General features: G+C 68.3%; 10 protein-coding genes and 2 pseudogenes. 5 read left to right on the top strand and 7 right to left on the bottom strand.

Annotated elements, in window-relative coordinates; genetic code table 11:
• Positions 1 to 2: 2 nt before the first annotated feature.
• Both ACIQM4_RS25175 and ACIQM4_RS25170 read right to left on the bottom strand, forming a co-directional pair.
• Complete coding sequence (locus ACIQM4_RS25175; protein ID WP_401595719.1) at positions 3 to 2,276, bottom strand: hypothetical protein; 2,274 nt, start codon at positions 2,274 to 2,276, stop codon at positions 3 to 5.
• Positions 2,277 to 2,785: 509 nt separating this feature from the next.
• Entirely contained in the window at positions 2,786 to 2,911 is a 126-nt protein-coding gene (locus ACIQM4_RS25170) for a hypothetical protein (RefSeq protein ID WP_401595717.1), read from the bottom strand.
• A gap of 18 nt (positions 2,912 to 2,929) precedes the next feature.
• Between ACIQM4_RS25170 and ACIQM4_RS25165 the strand changes: the two genes are divergently transcribed.
• Positions 2,930 to 3,055 carry a hypothetical protein gene (locus ACIQM4_RS25165; protein WP_401595714.1) on the top strand — a complete coding sequence of 42 codons (126 nt, stop codon included), beginning with the start codon at positions 2,930 to 2,932 and terminating at the stop codon, positions 3,053 to 3,055.
• Between the two features lie 346 nt (positions 3,056 to 3,401).
• A complete protein-coding gene (locus tag ACIQM4_RS25160) occupies positions 3,402 to 4,079 on the top strand; it encodes a DUF998 domain-containing protein (RefSeq protein WP_401595712.1) in 678 nt (225 codons plus the stop codon).
• 106 nt (positions 4,080 to 4,185) lie between these two features.
• Here ACIQM4_RS25160 and ACIQM4_RS25155 read toward each other — a convergent pair whose 3' ends face one another.
• Positions 4,186 to 4,383 (bottom strand): hypothetical protein, encoded by a 198-nt coding sequence (locus tag ACIQM4_RS25155; protein WP_401595710.1) that lies wholly within the window; start codon positions 4,381 to 4,383, stop codon positions 4,186 to 4,188.
• Between the two features lie 535 nt (positions 4,384 to 4,918).
• Between ACIQM4_RS25155 and ACIQM4_RS25150 the strand changes: the two genes are divergently transcribed.
• On the top strand, positions 4,919 to 8,200 hold the full coding sequence (locus tag ACIQM4_RS25150; RefSeq protein ID WP_401596245.1) for an RHS repeat-associated core domain-containing protein: 3,282 nt from the start codon (positions 4,919 to 4,921) through the stop codon (positions 8,198 to 8,200).
• 977 nt (positions 8,201 to 9,177) lie between these two features.
• Here ACIQM4_RS25150 and ACIQM4_RS25145 read toward each other — a convergent pair.
• The 4 genes and pseudogenes from ACIQM4_RS25145 to ACIQM4_RS25130 form a co-directional block, all read right to left on the bottom strand.
• Positions 9,178 to 9,957 (bottom strand): annotated as a pseudogene (locus tag ACIQM4_RS25145) (IS5 family transposase).
• 379 nt (positions 9,958 to 10,336) lie between these two features.
• Entirely contained in the window at positions 10,337 to 11,719 is a 1,383-nt protein-coding gene (locus ACIQM4_RS25140; protein ID WP_401595707.1) for a carboxyl transferase domain-containing protein, read from the bottom strand.
• Positions 11,712 to 13,166, bottom strand: coding sequence for an acyl-CoA synthetase (locus ACIQM4_RS25135; protein ID WP_401595705.1), 1,455 nt, complete (start codon positions 13,164 to 13,166; stop codon positions 11,712 to 11,714). Before ACIQM4_RS25135 ends, ACIQM4_RS25140 begins: the two co-directional genes overlap by 8 nt.
• 101 nt (positions 13,167 to 13,267) lie before the next feature.
• Positions 13,268 to 14,563, bottom strand: coding sequence for an SLC13 family permease (locus ACIQM4_RS25130; protein ID WP_401595703.1), 1,296 nt, complete (start codon positions 14,561 to 14,563; stop codon positions 13,268 to 13,270).
• A 171-nt stretch (positions 14,564 to 14,734) separates the two neighbouring features.
• Here ACIQM4_RS25130 and ACIQM4_RS25125 point away from each other — a divergent pair, with 171 nt between their 5' ends.
• Together ACIQM4_RS25125 and ACIQM4_RS25120 are read left to right on the top strand one after the other, a co-directional pair.
• Positions 14,735 to 15,448, top strand: a complete 714-nt coding sequence (locus ACIQM4_RS25125; RefSeq protein WP_401595700.1) for a FadR/GntR family transcriptional regulator — start codon at positions 14,735 to 14,737, stop codon at positions 15,446 to 15,448.
• A gap of 138 nt (positions 15,449 to 15,586) precedes the next feature.
• Positions 15,587 to 15,895: pseudogene (locus ACIQM4_RS25120) on the top strand (TetR/AcrR family transcriptional regulator); the annotation flags it as partial.
• Positions 15,896 to 16,031: the final 136 nt, after the last annotated feature.

Below are 16,031 nucleotides of genomic sequence, written 5' to 3'. Positions count from 1 at the left end.
TTCTATCTTCCCGCGACGGGGAGGTCGGGTGCCTGGACTCCGGTGATCAGGGCGTGCTGCCAGCCGTCCCGGGCGAGGGCGTCGACGAACGCGTTCGGGAGGGAAGTGGCGACCGGCCGTACGTGGTGGATCTCGTAGTAGGTACAGAGCGTCGTGAGCGCTCGGCCGACCGCGTCGGCATCCGGGTGCTTGTACCCGGTAGGCGGCTGGGCGAGCGGGTCCGAGAGCCGCCACACTGTCCGCAGCAGTTCGCGTATCGCCGTGTGCACAGCTCGGGCGACGGCGAGGCCGGCCGAGTCCCCTTGGCAGTCGGGGCAGACCGGCGGTGGGCCGGCGGGGGCGGCGTGCTGGTCCTCGCGCGCCTGGGGGGCCGCCGCCACCAGGTTGAGGTCACGCAGCCACTCGGCGGCAGGGAACCTGCGGTAGCGGTGGTGCATCGCCCGTACGACGAGCGTGTCGAGCTGGCCGCGGGCGAGCGCGTGGTGGAGGTGGCGGGGAACGTGCCGTACAGAGTCTTCGGCCTGGAGATCGGCCGCGTCGTAGTGGTGCGCGAGTCTGCTGTGCACCCGGTCCCAGGGGTACGAGGTGTCCCGGGCGTCCTCCTTGGGGCGGGTCCGCAGTGCGGCCAGCAGCAGCGCACGCAGGGCGCGGTCGGAAACCAACGGAGTAGGGCCGACCGTGCCCTGCATGCCAGGCGGCCAGGGGCGATGATCCCAGTGTGCGAGGGCAAGGGTGTTGTCCCGCAGTTCACGTACCCGCAGCGCTCCGATGGCACCGGGCGCGGAGGGCAGCACCAGCCGTGCCGCCGCCTCCTCGTCCAGGACCGGTCCGAGGCTGATCAACTCGGCGCGCACGCGCGGGTCGGGCAGCAGCATCTCCAACAGCCGGGCGCCGAGGGGCAGTTCGCCGGCGTCCGGCGCGGGCAGGTCGAGCAGGCCCCCGGGCCCGGCCCTTTCCGGCTGGTGCACCCGGCTGTGCCACTCGGCCGCCGCACGCGCGATCAGCAGGGCGCAGCCGGTGCGCCCGCCGCTGAGCCGCTCGACCACTTGGGACAGACCTGCGGGCCCGCCGCCGCCACTGAGCATCCGCTGTATCTCGGGGCGGGTCACCCGTGGCACACCCAGGCGCAACAGCCATGTCGTGGGAGGACAGAGTTCCGGCTTGGTCCACGGCTCGGAGTCGGAGGCCGGGAGTAGGCGCTTGCCGTGCGAGAAGCGTCCGTCGCCCAAGGAGGTGACGAACACCGCGGGCAGCATGACGCCGCCGCGCCGCCGTCGCCCGTGCGCGACGGTCCTCAGCGCCCCGTACTCGCGGACGAGGGGATCGAGAAACCGGGCACGCAGCACCTCGTCCACGTTGTCGAGCAGCAGGAGTGGGGGGTGTCTGTTGCGTCTGGCCCAGAAACCGTACGCGCCGTCTATGTCGGCCAGCAGCGCGGCAACCAGGTGGGCCTCCACAGCGGTACGGAGCGCCCCGCCCGCCCGGAAGTCCCGGACGAGGGAGAAGAGCCGCTGCACACCGTCGCCGTTGACCTTGGCGAGGCGCTCGCGCCACCACTCCCACTCGGCGGCGGCAGGTCTTCGCTCGCGCAGGGTGGTGATGCCGGCCTGCAGGATGTTCTCCAACCCGGGCACGCCGGGGACGAACCCGGCGACGATGCCGGGCAGGGCCCCGAGCCAGACATCGAGCGGCCCACCCTGCTGCGGCTCGGGAGGGGGAGTGCCTGTGCCGAGCAGCCGGCGCAGGGCGCCTTCCGCTGCGGTCAGGCGGGCGGGCCAGACCTCGAGACCGGACGGCGGGACACCGGGCCGGGCCCGGGTCGGTGCGCCCCCCGTGCTCTCGTCCTCACCCGGCTCCGCCTCAGCCGGCGCGTCCGGCCGCCAGGCAGTGAGGACGAGCAGCGCGGGCGCGAGCCGGGGGAACTCGATCACCCTGCCGCCGTGCGTCTTGTGCAACTCGTAGGAAAGGGTGAAGAGCAGGTGGGTCACGGGCGATGCATTGACCACGTCCAGCCAGTCCTGATCGACCGGGTCGGTGGCGGAGTACGGGGCCTTGGCGAGGTCGACGCGAGCGGTGGGCACCGCCGCGTGGTAGCCCGCGTACAGGGCGTCGATCAAAGCAGTCTTGCCGGACGCACGGTCGCCGACGATTTCCACCACTGGCGCGCCCGCCGTGAATTTCGTGTCCTGCCAGGCAGTACCTCCCGGTGGCAGGCCGATCACGGCCGGGGCAAGTGCGTCCAGCACGGCGTTCAGGTTGTGCAGGTCGTTCCCCATGCGTCCCCCCGGAAATTCCGGCACCCTCGCGGATGACCTGCGCCAATGAGCTGCGGAGCCGGTCGATCGCGGCGACAAGTGCACCTCCGACAAAGGGAGTTGTCGGCTCTGCAGTTTATACGCTGACGGGTCCCGCCAGTCACTGGTGTGACCAGGTCCGGACGATCCACGGCCGGTCCCAGCAGCCGAAGCCCTTGAACGCCGGTGCACCCAATGCTTCTGAGCTTGTAGTCATGGCGTCGTACCGGCGGGGAGCTGGTGGGCCACGCCCCGGGCCCGGCGCCGGCCAGTTGTTCTGCCACGGGAGGTGTCAGTGGGACAGTGGGACTGGACTTCGCAGTGCAGGATCTGGTTGGGCTTCGATACAGACCGACTGCTTTCCGGGCTGGCCCCCCTGTGACAGCCCGGCGCCCAGTCAGCTGAGCCGGGTTGTGGCGTACGTCTCGATGGCCTTTGGCATCGAAGTTGGACCGATGGCCACTGGAGCTGGACGCCTTGAGTATCGCGCTCTATCGCCTGCGCGCCTTGGCCACCAGAAATGCCGCTCCCACGATGACGATCAAAACGATGGCGATGATCCAGAAGGGGGGAGAGCCCTGACCCGCTCCCTTGGCGAAAAACAGCATGTGTGACATGACTCTTCCGTCCCATCCGTGGTGACTGATCAGGGCCCGCCTGCCAGGTGCCCGGTCCACGGGTACGTACCCGGTCGATCCGTCGAGATGCACATCGACGACGACCACGCCGTCCTCGTCCTGCCCGCCACGCTCGCTGTGTAGCACGACGCTTGGCGTATTCCTGGCCATGAGGGCCGACGGCCGCGCGGCAGCTCACCAGAGCGCCCTTTTGCCGCGTTCTCTGGGGGGTGATCGTGTGGCGCGAGGCGAGCGGGAACGACTTTGTGCAGCTCAGCGCTGGTTTGAGCGACCATATCGCGTGCAACATGTATGACGCTGCTTGCGACGAAGCTCGATGAGCGGAGTCGTGAGCCTCGTTCCGCGAACTCCTATTCCCCCGCCGCAGTAGGGCCTGCCCCACCCTGCTCCGGGGGCTCGTCGGAGTGCCTGGGTCCGGCCCCGCATGATCGGCTGTCCGCACGTGATTCGCGTGACGGAAGGTGGACAAGTGAGAGTCCGGATCGGTTACTCGGCATGGATCGTGGGCGTGGTGCAGTTCTTCGTCATCAACTGGATTGCCGAGTCGGCTTGGGCCAGACCGTATAGCTGGGCGGGGAACAACATCAGCGATTTAGGCAACGCTCACTGCGCTCTGCAGCCAGATCCTGAGCCGCGGTATATCTGTTCCCCCGAGCACAGCCTGATGAATGCTTCGTTCGTCGTCCTGGGAGTGCTGCTTGTTGTTGGCGTCGCCCTGACCCGTGGTGTCCTGTGGCGCAGAGGACGGGCCGCTGCCATGGCCCGCCTGCTTCTCGTATGTGCCGCCGTGGGATTCGTGCTGGCCGGGTTGGCACCTGCGGACGTCAATGAGAACCAACATGTCCTGGGCGCCCTCCTCATCATGGCAGCGGGCAACATTGGTCTCGCCACGGCGGGGTTCGCCCTGGCAGAACACGTACCGACCCCCCTGCGGTGGGGCACCAGCCTGCTGGGAGTCACAGCGATCACCGCCTTCGGACTGTTTCTCTCCCACCACTACCTCGGCCTCGGCATGGGCGGCATGGAACGGGTCGCTGCTCTTCCTCTCCTGTTATGGGCACTGGCTGTCGGCGCTCGTGGCGCCATTTGTCGGGCAGGCCGTATGCACGAGTCGAAGCCGACAGAACCTCTCAGCCGCGCTGGTTGAGCGCTCTGGTCAGGTCCCGGTTGGCCTCCACGTCGACGCCTGTGCCGCTGGACGATTCGGCGGGTCGGGCAGTGGAAGGCCCCCGCCGAGGCGGGGGCCGGGTGGTTCACGAGTCGGCGGGCAGGTAGTGGGTACTTATCTGGTCGGCACTCTTACCCTGGGACGCCTGCTTCTCCGTGGCGGGGGACTTCTTCTCGTCGGAGGAAACGTCGGAGCACCCCGTGAGGCCAGCTGCCAGTGCGGCGCAGGCCATTGTGGAGAACAGCATGTTCCGGTGGGCCGCACGGGGCGCCTTGATCTTCAAGGTGCACACCTTCAAGAGGTGAGTGGTACCGCGCTCGCTCGCCCAGTGCCGTTCAACGGGCCGGCTGTGCCGACAGGGTTTGCGGCAGGCGGCGCGCGGCGCTCAGCGCAGGTACCCGCACCGTGAAGCTGAAACCAAGTTCGAGAAGAAGCTATTTGCGTCTGTGTGTAGTGGGTGAAGTCGCCTTCAACGCAGGGAATCGTTCCAGGCTTGTCGGCGAGGCGCGGCGGTGGACTACGGGGCAGGGCTCAGGTGCTGGTCAGATGGCCCGGCGCGCTATCGCCGCGCAGCGTCTCCCCGGTACGGAAGAAACAGTGCATGGCGCACACATGTTTGAATTGTTTGGGGGTAGTGCCAGGAAGTTTGCGGATCTTGTGTGTGAAGGTGTGTGTGACCGGTGGCCGTTCTGGCCGTCTCGGAACACATATTCCCTGGGGGGAAGTTGACGCACAACCATGCCCAATTCCGGGCAAGACGCTCATTGACTGTGGCTCTCGCGGTCCTGGCGCTGGGGGCCGGTGCTCTGCCGTCCGCGATGGCTGATCCAGTGGACCCGCCGCCGGTGCCCGCGGACTCGGTGTGGGGCAAGGACAGCGGGAAGCTGCCTGTCCCTCCGGTGAAGGTGGGCGTGACGGACCCGGTGGCCCCGGTCGCTGAGGCAGCACCGTCCAAGGAGCGCGCGGCCTGGCGCAAGGCACAGGAGGCACGCGCGGAGTCCGGGCAGAAGGCCCGCTTCGCCGCCCCGTCCGCCTCAGCCGCACCGCTGGCCGCCGAAGTCCCCAAGGGGCAGGGGGCGGTGCCGTGGCACAAGATCTCCGACTTTCGCATCACCGACTCACTGGTCGCACGAGTCAACTACTCGACCGGCAACCTGATGCTTGCCGGCACCGACTTCGACGTCGCGGGCGTCGGCCAGGGCCTGCAGCTGTCGCGGACGTACAACTCGATGGACGCCCCGTGGGGCAAGGTCTCCCAGCGCTGGTGGCAGGGATATGAGCGCTACGCGCAGATATCCGACTCCGAGTTCGTCCTCTACAACGCCACCGGTGCCTCGGTGCGCTTCGCGAAGAAGTCCGACGGCACATACATGACGCCGGCCGGCTACTCGCAGGACTTGAAGAAGAACGCGGACGGCACCTACACACTGACGAACCGCAAGTCGGGGTCCAAGGACACCTACAACCAGTACGGCACCCTCACCAAGGTGACCGACAGCAACAACGGCACCATCACCGTTACCCAGCATGACGAAGGTGCCGAGCACAAGGGTTTCAAACTCACGGAGACCCGCTCCGGCCGGTCCATCGATCTCGTGAAGACCGATGCCTCGCAGTGGCAGGCCAAGGACCACACCGGCCGCACTGCAGTCTTCGACCTCAACGCGGCCGGCGACCTGGTGAAGACCACGGACACCACGAACGGGGCCACATCCTTCGAGTACGACTCCTCCCGCCGCCTGACGCGGATCACCACCCCGGACGGGCGGGTGACCAACTTCGGCTACGACGCCCAGAACCGCGTCACCTCGATGCAGCGCGCCACCGCCTTCAACGGCACCGGCCACACCGGCCCCACCTACACCTATGCCTACGAGGCCGGGAAGACGAAGGTCACCGACCCCGAAGCGCACACCACCACCTACGAGTTGGACAAGGACGGCGGCGTCACCAAGACCATCGACGCCCTCGGCCACAACCGCTCCTCCTCCTACGACGCGAACCACAACGTCCAGACGGCCACGGACGCCATGGGAGTGGGTGCAACCCCGGGCAACGAGACCGAGTACGGATGGGACGCCCGCAACAACGCCACCTCGGCCAAGCTGCCGACGGGTGCAACAGCGGCGGTCGACAAGTACAACACCGTCGCCGGCCGCGACCTGCCGAACAGCCAGACGAACGCCGACGGCGAGAAGTCCTCGTACACCTACGACGCGGCAGGCAACACCGAGTCGGTAGCCATCTCGGGCACTGGCGGCGGCACGCAGAAGTTCACCTACAACAAGGCGACCCCCAACTGCGGAGGCTTCGAGGGCCAGCGCTGCACCGCCACCGACGCTCGGGGCAAGGTCACCAAGTTCAAGTACGACGCCGAGGGCAACCTGATCGAGGTGACCCCGCCCGCGCCACTCGGCAAGACCACGAACACCTACGACGCGCTGGGCCGGGTCGAAACCTCGCTGGACGGACGCGGGGTGAAGGCAGTCTTCACCTACGACAGCCGCGACCGCATCACCAAAGTTTCCTCGACCTCCACCACGGTGTCCTACGTCTACGACGGTGACGGCAACCTCTCACAGCGCACTGATGACACCGGCGTCATGAAGTACGAATTCGACCCGCTCTCCCGCGAGACGATCCGCACCCTGCAGAACGGTTCACAAACCGAACTGACGTATACGGCTGCGGGCAACGTCGACACGTACAAGGACCCGGCGGGCCTGACCGACTACACCTACGACGCCGCCAACCGCCTGACCACGCTGAAGGACCCGGCGGGCAAGGCTACGACGTACACGTACAACTCCAACGACAAGCGCACGAAAACCACTTACCCCGGAGGTACGGTCCAGGAGTCCACCCTGGACGAGTCCGGCCGTCCGAAGGTGATCAAGGCGACCTCACCGAAGGGGACACTGACCAACACCTCGTACACGTATTCCTACGGTTCCGGCACGTCGCTCAAGGACGGCACGAAGATCCGCACCGTCACGGACGGGGTGATGGGGCTGAAGAAGACCTACGAGTACGACAGCGCGGGCCGCTTCTCCTACGCCACGGAGATGAAGGGCACCACGCTCGCCGCGTCTTACCAGTACTGCTACGACGCGGTCGGCAACCTCACCTCGCAGGGCTCGGCCAAGGGCTGCCCGTCCGGTATCGCCCTGACCTACAACGACGCTTCCCAGATCATCTCCCGCGCCGGCTCGACCGCCGGGTGGGGCTACGACAAGTCGGGCAACGAGACCGATGGCGCCAGCGGTGCCGAGCGGGCCCGCACCGGCGGTGTCTGGTCGGACCACTCGCAGCAGACCTCGCTGACGGTCGCGGGCAAGACCTACTCAGGCACCTACGGTTCCACGGACCAGTCCGAGCGCCTCTACTACGGCGACACCACCATGCACAACGGCCCGCTCGGCCTTTCCGGCAAGACCGACCCGACCGGGGACATGGGATTCAACCGGGAGCCCGGGGGCACCCTGAACTCCATGACGACCGGGGGCAAGTCGTACTACTACCTCACCGACGCACTCGGCTCCGTCCTCGCGCTCGCGGACGAGACCGGCGCCAAGGTGAACGAGTACCGCTACAGCCCCCGCGGCGTCGACGGCACCTTCACCGAAAAGGTCCCCCAGCCCTACCGGTTCGCCGGCGGCTACCAGGACCCCACCGGCCTGTACCACCTCAAGGCCCGGTACTACGACCCCCGCATCGGCCGCTTCACCTCACCGGATCCCTCCGGCCAGGAGAAGAACCCGTATCTCTACGCCGAGGGGGACCCCGTCAACCGCATCGACCCGAACGGGACGCTGAGCTTCGGCGGGATCGTGGACGGCCTCACCAAGTCCGTCTCTGTCTCCAACGATATTGCCACCGTCGGAAAGATGTGGAACGCGGGGCTTGACGGGGACTGGGGAAAGGTAGCGGGGGTTGGCTTTGGCCTCGCCGTGAGCAAGTCTGTAGAGGCTGCATGCATTGGGGGCACAGGGGCAGCCTTCGGACCTGTAGCAGCCGGAGTCGCCGCAGTGCCCTGCATGGGCCTTGGCGAGGCTGCCGGATCCTTCGCTGAAGAAAAAACCGTCGCAGCCTGGTCATGATCTACTTCTCTCCAGATACACAGACTGAGGCCAATGAAAGGTATCCCCGAAATGTACCTACTGAGCTCCGAAGGTGCTGGATGGTGGATTCCTGAAGGCGGACGTCCCATAGTGGTTGGCGTCTCCGTCCTGGCACTCGCCATAATCTTCATCTACTTCGGACGGAAGAACAAGAAGAAGTGACCTCACCTCACAGGGCGTACTGGCTGATCGGTGCCGGCTGCTTGGCAGCCTTGACCATGAGCGTCCTGGATGTGAACCGGGTTGTCATAGTGCTCTGCTGTGCGCCCGTAATTGGCGCCGGAATTATCCTGAGGACCAGGTAAAGAGGCCGGGGGCAGCATCACGCCCCCGGCTTCTTACTGACCGACTTCTCGTCGCCCCGCATGCCTCCCCAGCGCTGGAAGATCCTGCGTGATTGCCGCCTCAAGTGCGATGGCGTTCACCACGCCATGCTCGGCATTGCCCGCCTACACAACCTCTTGAGGCGTGATGAAGGACGAGAACGGCCTGCGATGAAGACGGTGGTCCGGTAAACGCCACGAACCCAACGAACCGCCCGAGCTGGATGCAGCCTCAGATATCCCCCCCCTGATCGTCCGCCGGAGCACGTGCAGCGCCCAACGCGCTGATGATGTTCGTAAGCTGTGAGAGGCGGCGGCGAGGAGAACCGGTCTGCCCGCTCCGTCGAGTGCGGCAATGAACCAGCCTCGGGGGACGAGGTCGCCGTCGCCGCCCTGGAGATTGCGTACGTCAATGAAGGTGAGCCGCTCCACCGGAATCGGCCTCGCGCACCCAGGCCATGAACCAGCTGAAGGCGGTCTTGGTCACCGCCGATCTAGCGCTGCGGGAGCAGCTGGTCGGATTACACCGTCGGCGGGCCCAGCCGGGCGGTTCCGGCTGGGCGCCCACCTCTCACAGACGCCCCTATAACGGGGGATCACTGGATGCCGTCCTGACCAGGTTAAGACGGTGTCCTATGTGGTGAGTCGGACGAGCCGTTTGTAGCAGCAGAGGGCCGCGGCAAGTCCGAGAAAGGCCAGGTAGTTGGCGGGCTGGCGTTCGTAGCGTGGGCTGAGCCGCCGGTAGCCGGTCAGCCACGACATGGTCCGCTCGATCACCCACCTGCGTCGGCCGAGTCGTTCGCTGGACTCGATGCCTTTGCGTGCGATGCGGACGCCGATGTGCTTGCCCCATAACCATTTCCGCAGGTGGGGAACGTCGTAGGCTTTGTCCGCGTGCAGTCGCTGGGGCTTGAAGTACCGGCCGCGGTGGGGGTCGTGTCGCGTTTGGTGAGCGGCGACCATGGGGCTTCAGGGCGAGGCTGTCGTGGACGTTCGCGGCGGAGATGCCGACGACCAGGGGCAGTCCGTTCGCGTCCGACAGGACGTGCATCTTGGAACCTGGCCTGCCCCGGTCCACGGGGCTCGGACCTTTGTGTTCGCCCCCTTTTTTGCCACACGGGAGACGTCGATGAGGCCGGCGTCATCGAGGCGGTGCACCACCGCTTCGTGAAGGCGGCCCCAGACACCGGCTCTCGACCAGATCATGAACCGGCGGTGCACCGTCGACTTCGACACCCCGAAGCACGGAGGCAAGGCCCGCCAGGAACACCCGCTGACCAGCACGTAGGTGATCGCCGCGAACAGCGTCTCATCAGGTGTGTCCTGCGTGCCGCCGCCTTGTGGCCGAACTCTCGACGCCGGGATAAGGACACCGTCTAAGCTGCCGACGACCGTGTTCGAGAACGGACCTATGCAAGAACCGGCCCGCCGTCCGGGTGGGCGCACCGCCAGGGTGCGGCGCCGGATTCTTGAGGCGGCGGCCGAGCTGATCGCCCGTAACGGCGTCGGCGGGCTGCGCTACGACCAGGTCGCCGAGCTCGCCGAGCTCGCCGAGGTCAACGACCCGTCTACCGCTGAGGGTTGTTACCGGCGGAGCAGGTCAGGGCGGCGGGGGGGGGGGCGGCCCCCCCGCGGGGGCGCGGGGGGGGCGGGGGGGGGGGGCCCCCCCGGGGGGGCGGGGGGCCCCCGCCCCCCCCCCCCCCGCCCCCCCCGGGGGGGGCCCCCCCCCCCCCCCGCCCGCGTTGCCGCGTCTCGCGAAATACCCTTGTTCGGGTGAATTGGTCCTGGGATGTCATCCGCCAACGATTCCTCGTGCGACACCGAGGTCCGTCAAGTCCTGTGGCTTGAGTCGCAGCTCGTTCGCCGTCGCCCGTAGGTCGGAGGCCGGGCGTTTGAGGATCGCGGTGGCGAGCTCGGGTGCGATGACGGAGAAGTAGCTGGATGGGGTGGCCCAGGTGTTGTCGGGTGCCGCGAGCGCGAGGGCCCCGCCCGAGCCGCCCTCGCCGATCAGCAGCGTCGTCACGGGGACGCGGGCCGTGGCGACGGCTGTGAAGAGTTCGGCGATGGCGGGGCCCGCGCCGGCCGCCTCCGCCGCCGCGTCGTTGGCGGCGCCCGGGGTGTCCACGAGGGTCAGGACCGGAATGCCGAGCCGGTCGGCGAGGCGGATGAGACGGGCCGCGGTGCGGTAGCCGGAGGGGCGGGTAGCGGTGCCGCACTGTGCGGCGTACGCGATCGTTCGCCCGCCGTGCAGCCCGAAGCCGCACAGCATGCCGGGGTCGCGGCCGCCGCATCGGTCGCCCGAGACGGTGGTGCGCTCGGTGAAGTACGCGTCCAAGTAGGCGTGCGCCCGGGGGCGCCTGGGGCTGCGGGCCGCCTCGACCGCGTCCCAGCCGGAATCCGGGAGCGTTGTGTCGCCCTGCGCGGCCGGTACGGGGGCGGGCAGGGCGGACCCGGCCGAGGTCAGCAACCGCAGTCGTAGCGACACATCCGCGCGCAGGTCCTCGGCCCGGACGACCGCGTCCACATGCCCGGACGCGAACTGCGCCTCGGCCGTGTACGCGGCCGGATCCGCGTCGGCCGGCCGCACCCGCGACCCGGCGAACCCGACCTGGGCGCCGGGCAGCGCCACGATCATGTCGGCGCCGGCGCCGAGGGTCGCCCAGCCTCCGCCCGTCGTCGGATCCCGCAGGACGGCCAGCTGCGGCAGGCCCACTGAAGCCGTAAGAGCCGACTGCTGTGCCACGCGTTGGAGTTGGGTGAGCGCGAGTATCCCCTCCTGCATCCGGCTGCCGCCGGTCGCGATCAGGGCGACCACGGGGAGGCGGTGGGAGCGGGCGTGCGCATGGGCGGCCTCGATGAGGTCACCGGTGCGGGTGCCGAGCGAGCCGCCGAGGAAGCCGAACTCGAACGAGATGACCACCGCTGGGGTCCCGCCGATCACGGCCCGTCCGCAGACCACGGACTCCTGCTCGCCGGTGCGTTCGATGGCGCGGGCGACTGAAGCGCCGTAGCCCTGCCAGTTGAGAGGGCCGTCGCTCTCGTACTTGCCATCAGGTGTGGGGAGTTCGATGAAGTCGGTGGTCAGGAGCGCGATGGCTTGGCGGGCGGTGAGGCGGGGGCTGGACGGCGTGGGGGAAGCGGAGGGCCGGCGGGGCCCAGGGCTGGGCTCAGGCATGGAGGGCCCTCTTCATGAGCTTGCCCATGTCGTTGCGCGGCAGCTCGGCGAGGTAGTGGACGGTGCGCGGGCGCTTGTGCGGGGCGAGCTGAGTCGCCACATGGTCCGCCAGTTCCTTTTCCGTGGGCGGCTGTTCGCAATCGCCGGGCACGATCCACGCCACGATTCGCTCGCCCAGGTCGGGGTCGGGCTCACCCGTCACCGCGGCGTCGCGTACGGCCGGGTGCTCCATGAGGACGTTCTCGATCTCTCCCGCGCCGATCTTGTAGCCGCCGCTCTTGATGAGGTCGGTGGCCTTGCGGCCCACGATCCGTACGTAGCCGTCCGGGTCTCGTACCGCCATGTCGCCCGTACGGAAGAAGCCGTCGTCGGTGAAGGCGGCGGCGGTGGCGTCCGGCCGGTTGAGGTATTCGAGGAAGAGGTTCGGGCCGCGTACCTGGATCTCACCCACCTGATCGGGGCCGTCCAGGAGTTCGCGGCCGTTCTCGTCGACCAGGCGCAGGTCGACGCCGCGCAGCGGTACGCCGACCGTGGCCGCCCGGGGTTCGCCGTCCGCGCGGACGCTGGTGTTCATCAGCGTTTCCGTCATTCCGTACCGCTCGATCACCGCCCGCCCGGTCGCGGTCCGGATCCGTTCGTGGTCGCGGGCCTGTAGCGCGGCGGACCCCGATACGAGCAGCCGCGCTCCCGCCAGCGCCTTGGCCAGTGCGGGATCTTCCGGCAGTTGCTCGGCGATCCGGTGATACATCGTGGGTACGCCGAAGAGCATCGTGGCCCCGGCGCTCAGCTCCCTGGTCACCCCGTCCGTGCTGAACCGGCCCAGGTGGCGCACCGATCCGCCGCGCCGCAGCGGGCCGAGGATGCCGAGGATCAGTCCGTGGACGTGGAAAAGGGGAAGCCCGTGGACGAGGACGTCCCGCGAGGTCCACTGCCAGGCGTCCTGAAGGGCGTCCAGGGTGCTGGACAGTGCTCGACGAGGCAGGATGGCGCCCTTGGGCGGTCCGGTGGTGCCGGAGGTGTAGACGATCAGGGCCGGATGGTCGGGTGCGGGTTCGGGCCAAGTGCGCCCGTAGCCCGTGGTGGCCGTGGCCTTGATGTCGATCCGGACCAACTCGGCTAGCGCGAGCGGCAGTTTGTCACCCTGCGTGGCCAGGACCAGCGACGGCTCGCTGTCGCTGACGATGTGGGCGAGCTCCCGCTCGCCGACCCTGGGGTTGATCGGGATGGCAGGGATGCCGGCGAGCAGTGCCGCCACCACGCCGATCGCCGTCTCCAGGGTCGGTGTCGCCCAGACGGCGACTCGGGGAGCCGGGCCGAGCAGTGCGGCCAGCGAGCCGGCCGACTCGGCCAGTTCCTTGTACGAGAGCGTGCGCTCGCCGAAGGTCAGGGCCGGCCGGGACGATCCTTCGGCTAGGGCGGGGAACAGGGGCGTGGTCCGGTGACTCACGTGTCGTACTCCGATTCATGGAACTCAGGCGCGCGAAGCGCCCGCCGACCATCGGCCGGCGGGCGGCTCCATGGGCCGCGGGCAGGGCTTCCTCGGGCATGTCACCCGAATCCGGGGACCACCAGGACCAGCCAGACGATGGCGGGGACCACGGCGACGATGACGCCGCCGTAGATCATCAACTGCCGGAAGAACCGCTCGCGGTCGACATCCGGCGCGGCCGCCAGCACGAGGGCGCCGTTCGTGGAGAAGGGGCTGACGTCCACGACCGTTGCCGACACGGCCAGCGCGGCGATCATTCCGACGGCACCGATCTCGCCCTGCGCGAGGAACGGGACGGCCAGCGGGATCAGGGCGCCCATGATGCCGACGGAGGAGGCGAAGGCCGAGACGATGGCGCCGACGTAGCAGAGCAGGAGCGCCGCGAGCAGAGGTATGCCGATGTCGCCGACGCCCTCGCCCGCCCACGTGATGGTGCCCATTTCTTCCATGACGCCTACGTACGTGATGACACCGCAGATGAGGAGCACCGTCGGCCAGGCGATCTCGCCGACGGCCTTGCGGCTGGTCGTCGGCCAGATGGCACTGAGTGCGACGGCGAGGGTGACGGCGGTGAGACCGGCATCGAGGTCGAAGCCGAGCACGGCGACGACCAGGGCGACCAGGGCGATGAGGGTGGCGATTCGGGGCGCGGTGAGGCGGGTCTCCTCGCCGGACTCCGAAGCCGCGCCGGACTCCGCGGTCGCCCCCTTGTCGCTGTCGTCGCCGGTGCTGCCGGCGTCGGCGCGGTGGCGGGCCAGCTTCAGGCCGCCGAACAGGACGAAGACGACGGCCGCGATGATCAGATTCGCCACCAAAGAAGCGAGGAAAAGGGCGACTTCATTACCTGGGAGGTTCTCACGCTCGACGATTCCGTTGACGATCGAGCCGTAGATGCTGATGGGCGAGAACCCACCGCCCTGCGCGCCGTGGACCACCATCGCGCCCATGAGGAGCGGGCTGATGCCGTAGCGCGCGGCGAAGCTGAGCGCGATCGGCGCGACGATCGCGACCGCAGCCGGGCTGACGGCGCCGATCGCCGTGAGGGCGCCGGTGATCACGAACATCACCCAGGGGATCAGCGCGATTCTCCCGCCGACCAAGCGGATGGAGGCATGCACCAGCCAGTCGGTCGTGCCGTTGGCTCGGGCGATGGCAAAGAGATACGTGATGCCGACCAGGACGACGAAGAGGTCGCCCGGGAATCCGGCGAAGATGCCGTCCGCGTCGAGGTCGGCGACGAGTTCACCGACGCCGAATGCTGCGGCGAAAGCCAGCGCCCCCATGTTGATCGAACGGGTGGTGGCGATCACGAAGACCACCACGAGGACAAGGATCGAGATCAGTTCCGCGGACATCGGGGGCTCCCCGGGTGCAGGATTGGCCAAGTGGCTTAGCCACTTGGTCGATTGGGTGTCCCACAGAGTCGGGGGCGCGCCCCTCCTCGTCAAGGGGGTGCGCGCAAATTGGCTCAGCCACTTGTCCAACTCCGCTGCTACGCTGCGGATATCCACGGGAGGGGGTGGGCCATGTCCGAAGCACTGCGCCCCATGGGGCGCACGCGCCTGTACGAGCAGGTCATCGACCGCCTGCGCACCTACGCAACCGAGTCCGGCCTCAAGTCCGGCGACCGTCTCCCGCCCGAGCGTGAACTCGCCCAGCGCCTCGGCATCTCCCGCGCCTCGGTCAAGCAGGGCATCGTCGTCCTCGAAGTCCAAGGGCTCGTCGAAGTGCGCCACGGCGGCGGCACCTACCTCGTCGGCGACAGCCTCGACGTCGCCGAGCCCGTAGAGCAGCTCGTGGAGCGCCGGCGCCGGCTCCCCGACGTACTCGAAGCGCGCGAAGCCATGGAGACCAAGCTCGCCGAACTCGCCGCAGAACGCCGCATGGACGCGGACCTCGCCGCAATCCGCGAGGCCCTCGACTTCATGGCGCAGGAGATCGAGCGAGGCGAGCACGGCGTCGAAGGCGATCGCCGCTTCCACGCCGCCGTGACGGCAGCAGCCCGCAGCACGCTCCTCGCGGACTTCATGCGCTCGATCGCCGAGCAGATCACGGAGTCCCGCCACGAGTCACTGCGCCAACGGGGCCGCCCCTCCAAGTCGTTCGCGCAGCACAAGGTCATCCTCGAGATGATCGAAGCAGGCAACGGCCGGGGGGCCGCCGCGGCCATGCGCCGCCATGTGCGGACGGTCGCGAAGGTCCGGCTCCTCGACTGGGACCCGGAGAGCGACGAAGGCTGAGGCGGCCCGCCCCGACAAGCCGGAGCGCGGACCGGTCATCCCTATCGCCCAGGGCCGCCCCGGACCAGGACAGTCGGAACATCCGAGCGAGCGCCGCGGCCGGAGCGGGCGGACGCGGCCCGCAATCGCGCCCACCTCCTGGCCACTGCCCGCCAAATGCTGGCCGAGTCCGGCCCCGACCAGCTGACGATGGATGCCCTGGCCGAGCGGTCGGGCCTGGGCAAAGGCACCGTATTTCGGCGCTTCGGCACTCGGGCGGGGATCTTCCAGGCGCTGCTCGATGAGATCGAGCGAGGCTTGCAGGAGCGGGTACTGTCCGGGCCACCGCCGCTCGGCCCCGGTGCGCCGCCAGTCGACCGGCTGGTTGCTTACGGCCGGGCGCGGGTGCGCTTACTGATCGAGAACACGGAGATCGCCAGATTCGCGCTCGATGGTCGTCAGCCTCTCTGATGCTCGGCGTTGGTTTTTTAGTGGTTCGGTGTTCTGTTTTCAGTGATGGTTCAGCGTGTGTGGCTTGAGGTTTGTCTGGTGTGCTGAACTCGGGACGCCGGGTTGTCACTGAAAGCTGGCGCCGAGTCCCGGT

Source organism: Streptomyces sp. NPDC091272 (genome assembly GCF_044757485.1).
Classification (GTDB): domain Bacteria; phylum Actinomycetota; class Actinomycetes; order Streptomycetales; family Streptomycetaceae; genus Streptomyces.
Note: the sequence above shows the minus strand (reverse complement) of the source record. Positions and strands in the feature narration are given on the sequence as shown.

Excerpts from the sequence above, each read along its gene's own strand:
- ACIQM4_RS25150 (WP_401596245.1), top strand. The coding sequence starts at position 4,919 with ATGGCTGATCCAGTGGACCCGCCGCCGGTGCCCGCGGACTCGGTGTGG.
- ACIQM4_RS25125 (WP_401595700.1), top strand. The coding sequence starts at position 14,735 with ATGTCCGAAGCACTGCGCCCCATGGGGCGCACGCGCCTGTACGAGCAG.
- ACIQM4_RS25130 (WP_401595703.1), bottom strand. The coding sequence starts at position 14,563 with ATGTCCGCGGAACTGATCTCGATCCTTGTCCTCGTGGTGGTCTTCGTG.
- ACIQM4_RS25140 (WP_401595707.1), bottom strand. The coding sequence starts at position 11,719 with ATGCCTGAGCCCAGCCCTGGGCCCCGCCGGCCCTCCGCTTCCCCCACG.
- ACIQM4_RS25170 (WP_401595717.1), bottom strand. The coding sequence starts at position 2,911 with ATGTCACACATGCTGTTTTTCGCCAAGGGAGCGGGTCAGGGCTCTCCC.
- ACIQM4_RS25175 (WP_401595719.1), bottom strand. The coding sequence starts at position 2,276 with ATGGGGAACGACCTGCACAACCTGAACGCCGTGCTGGACGCACTTGCC.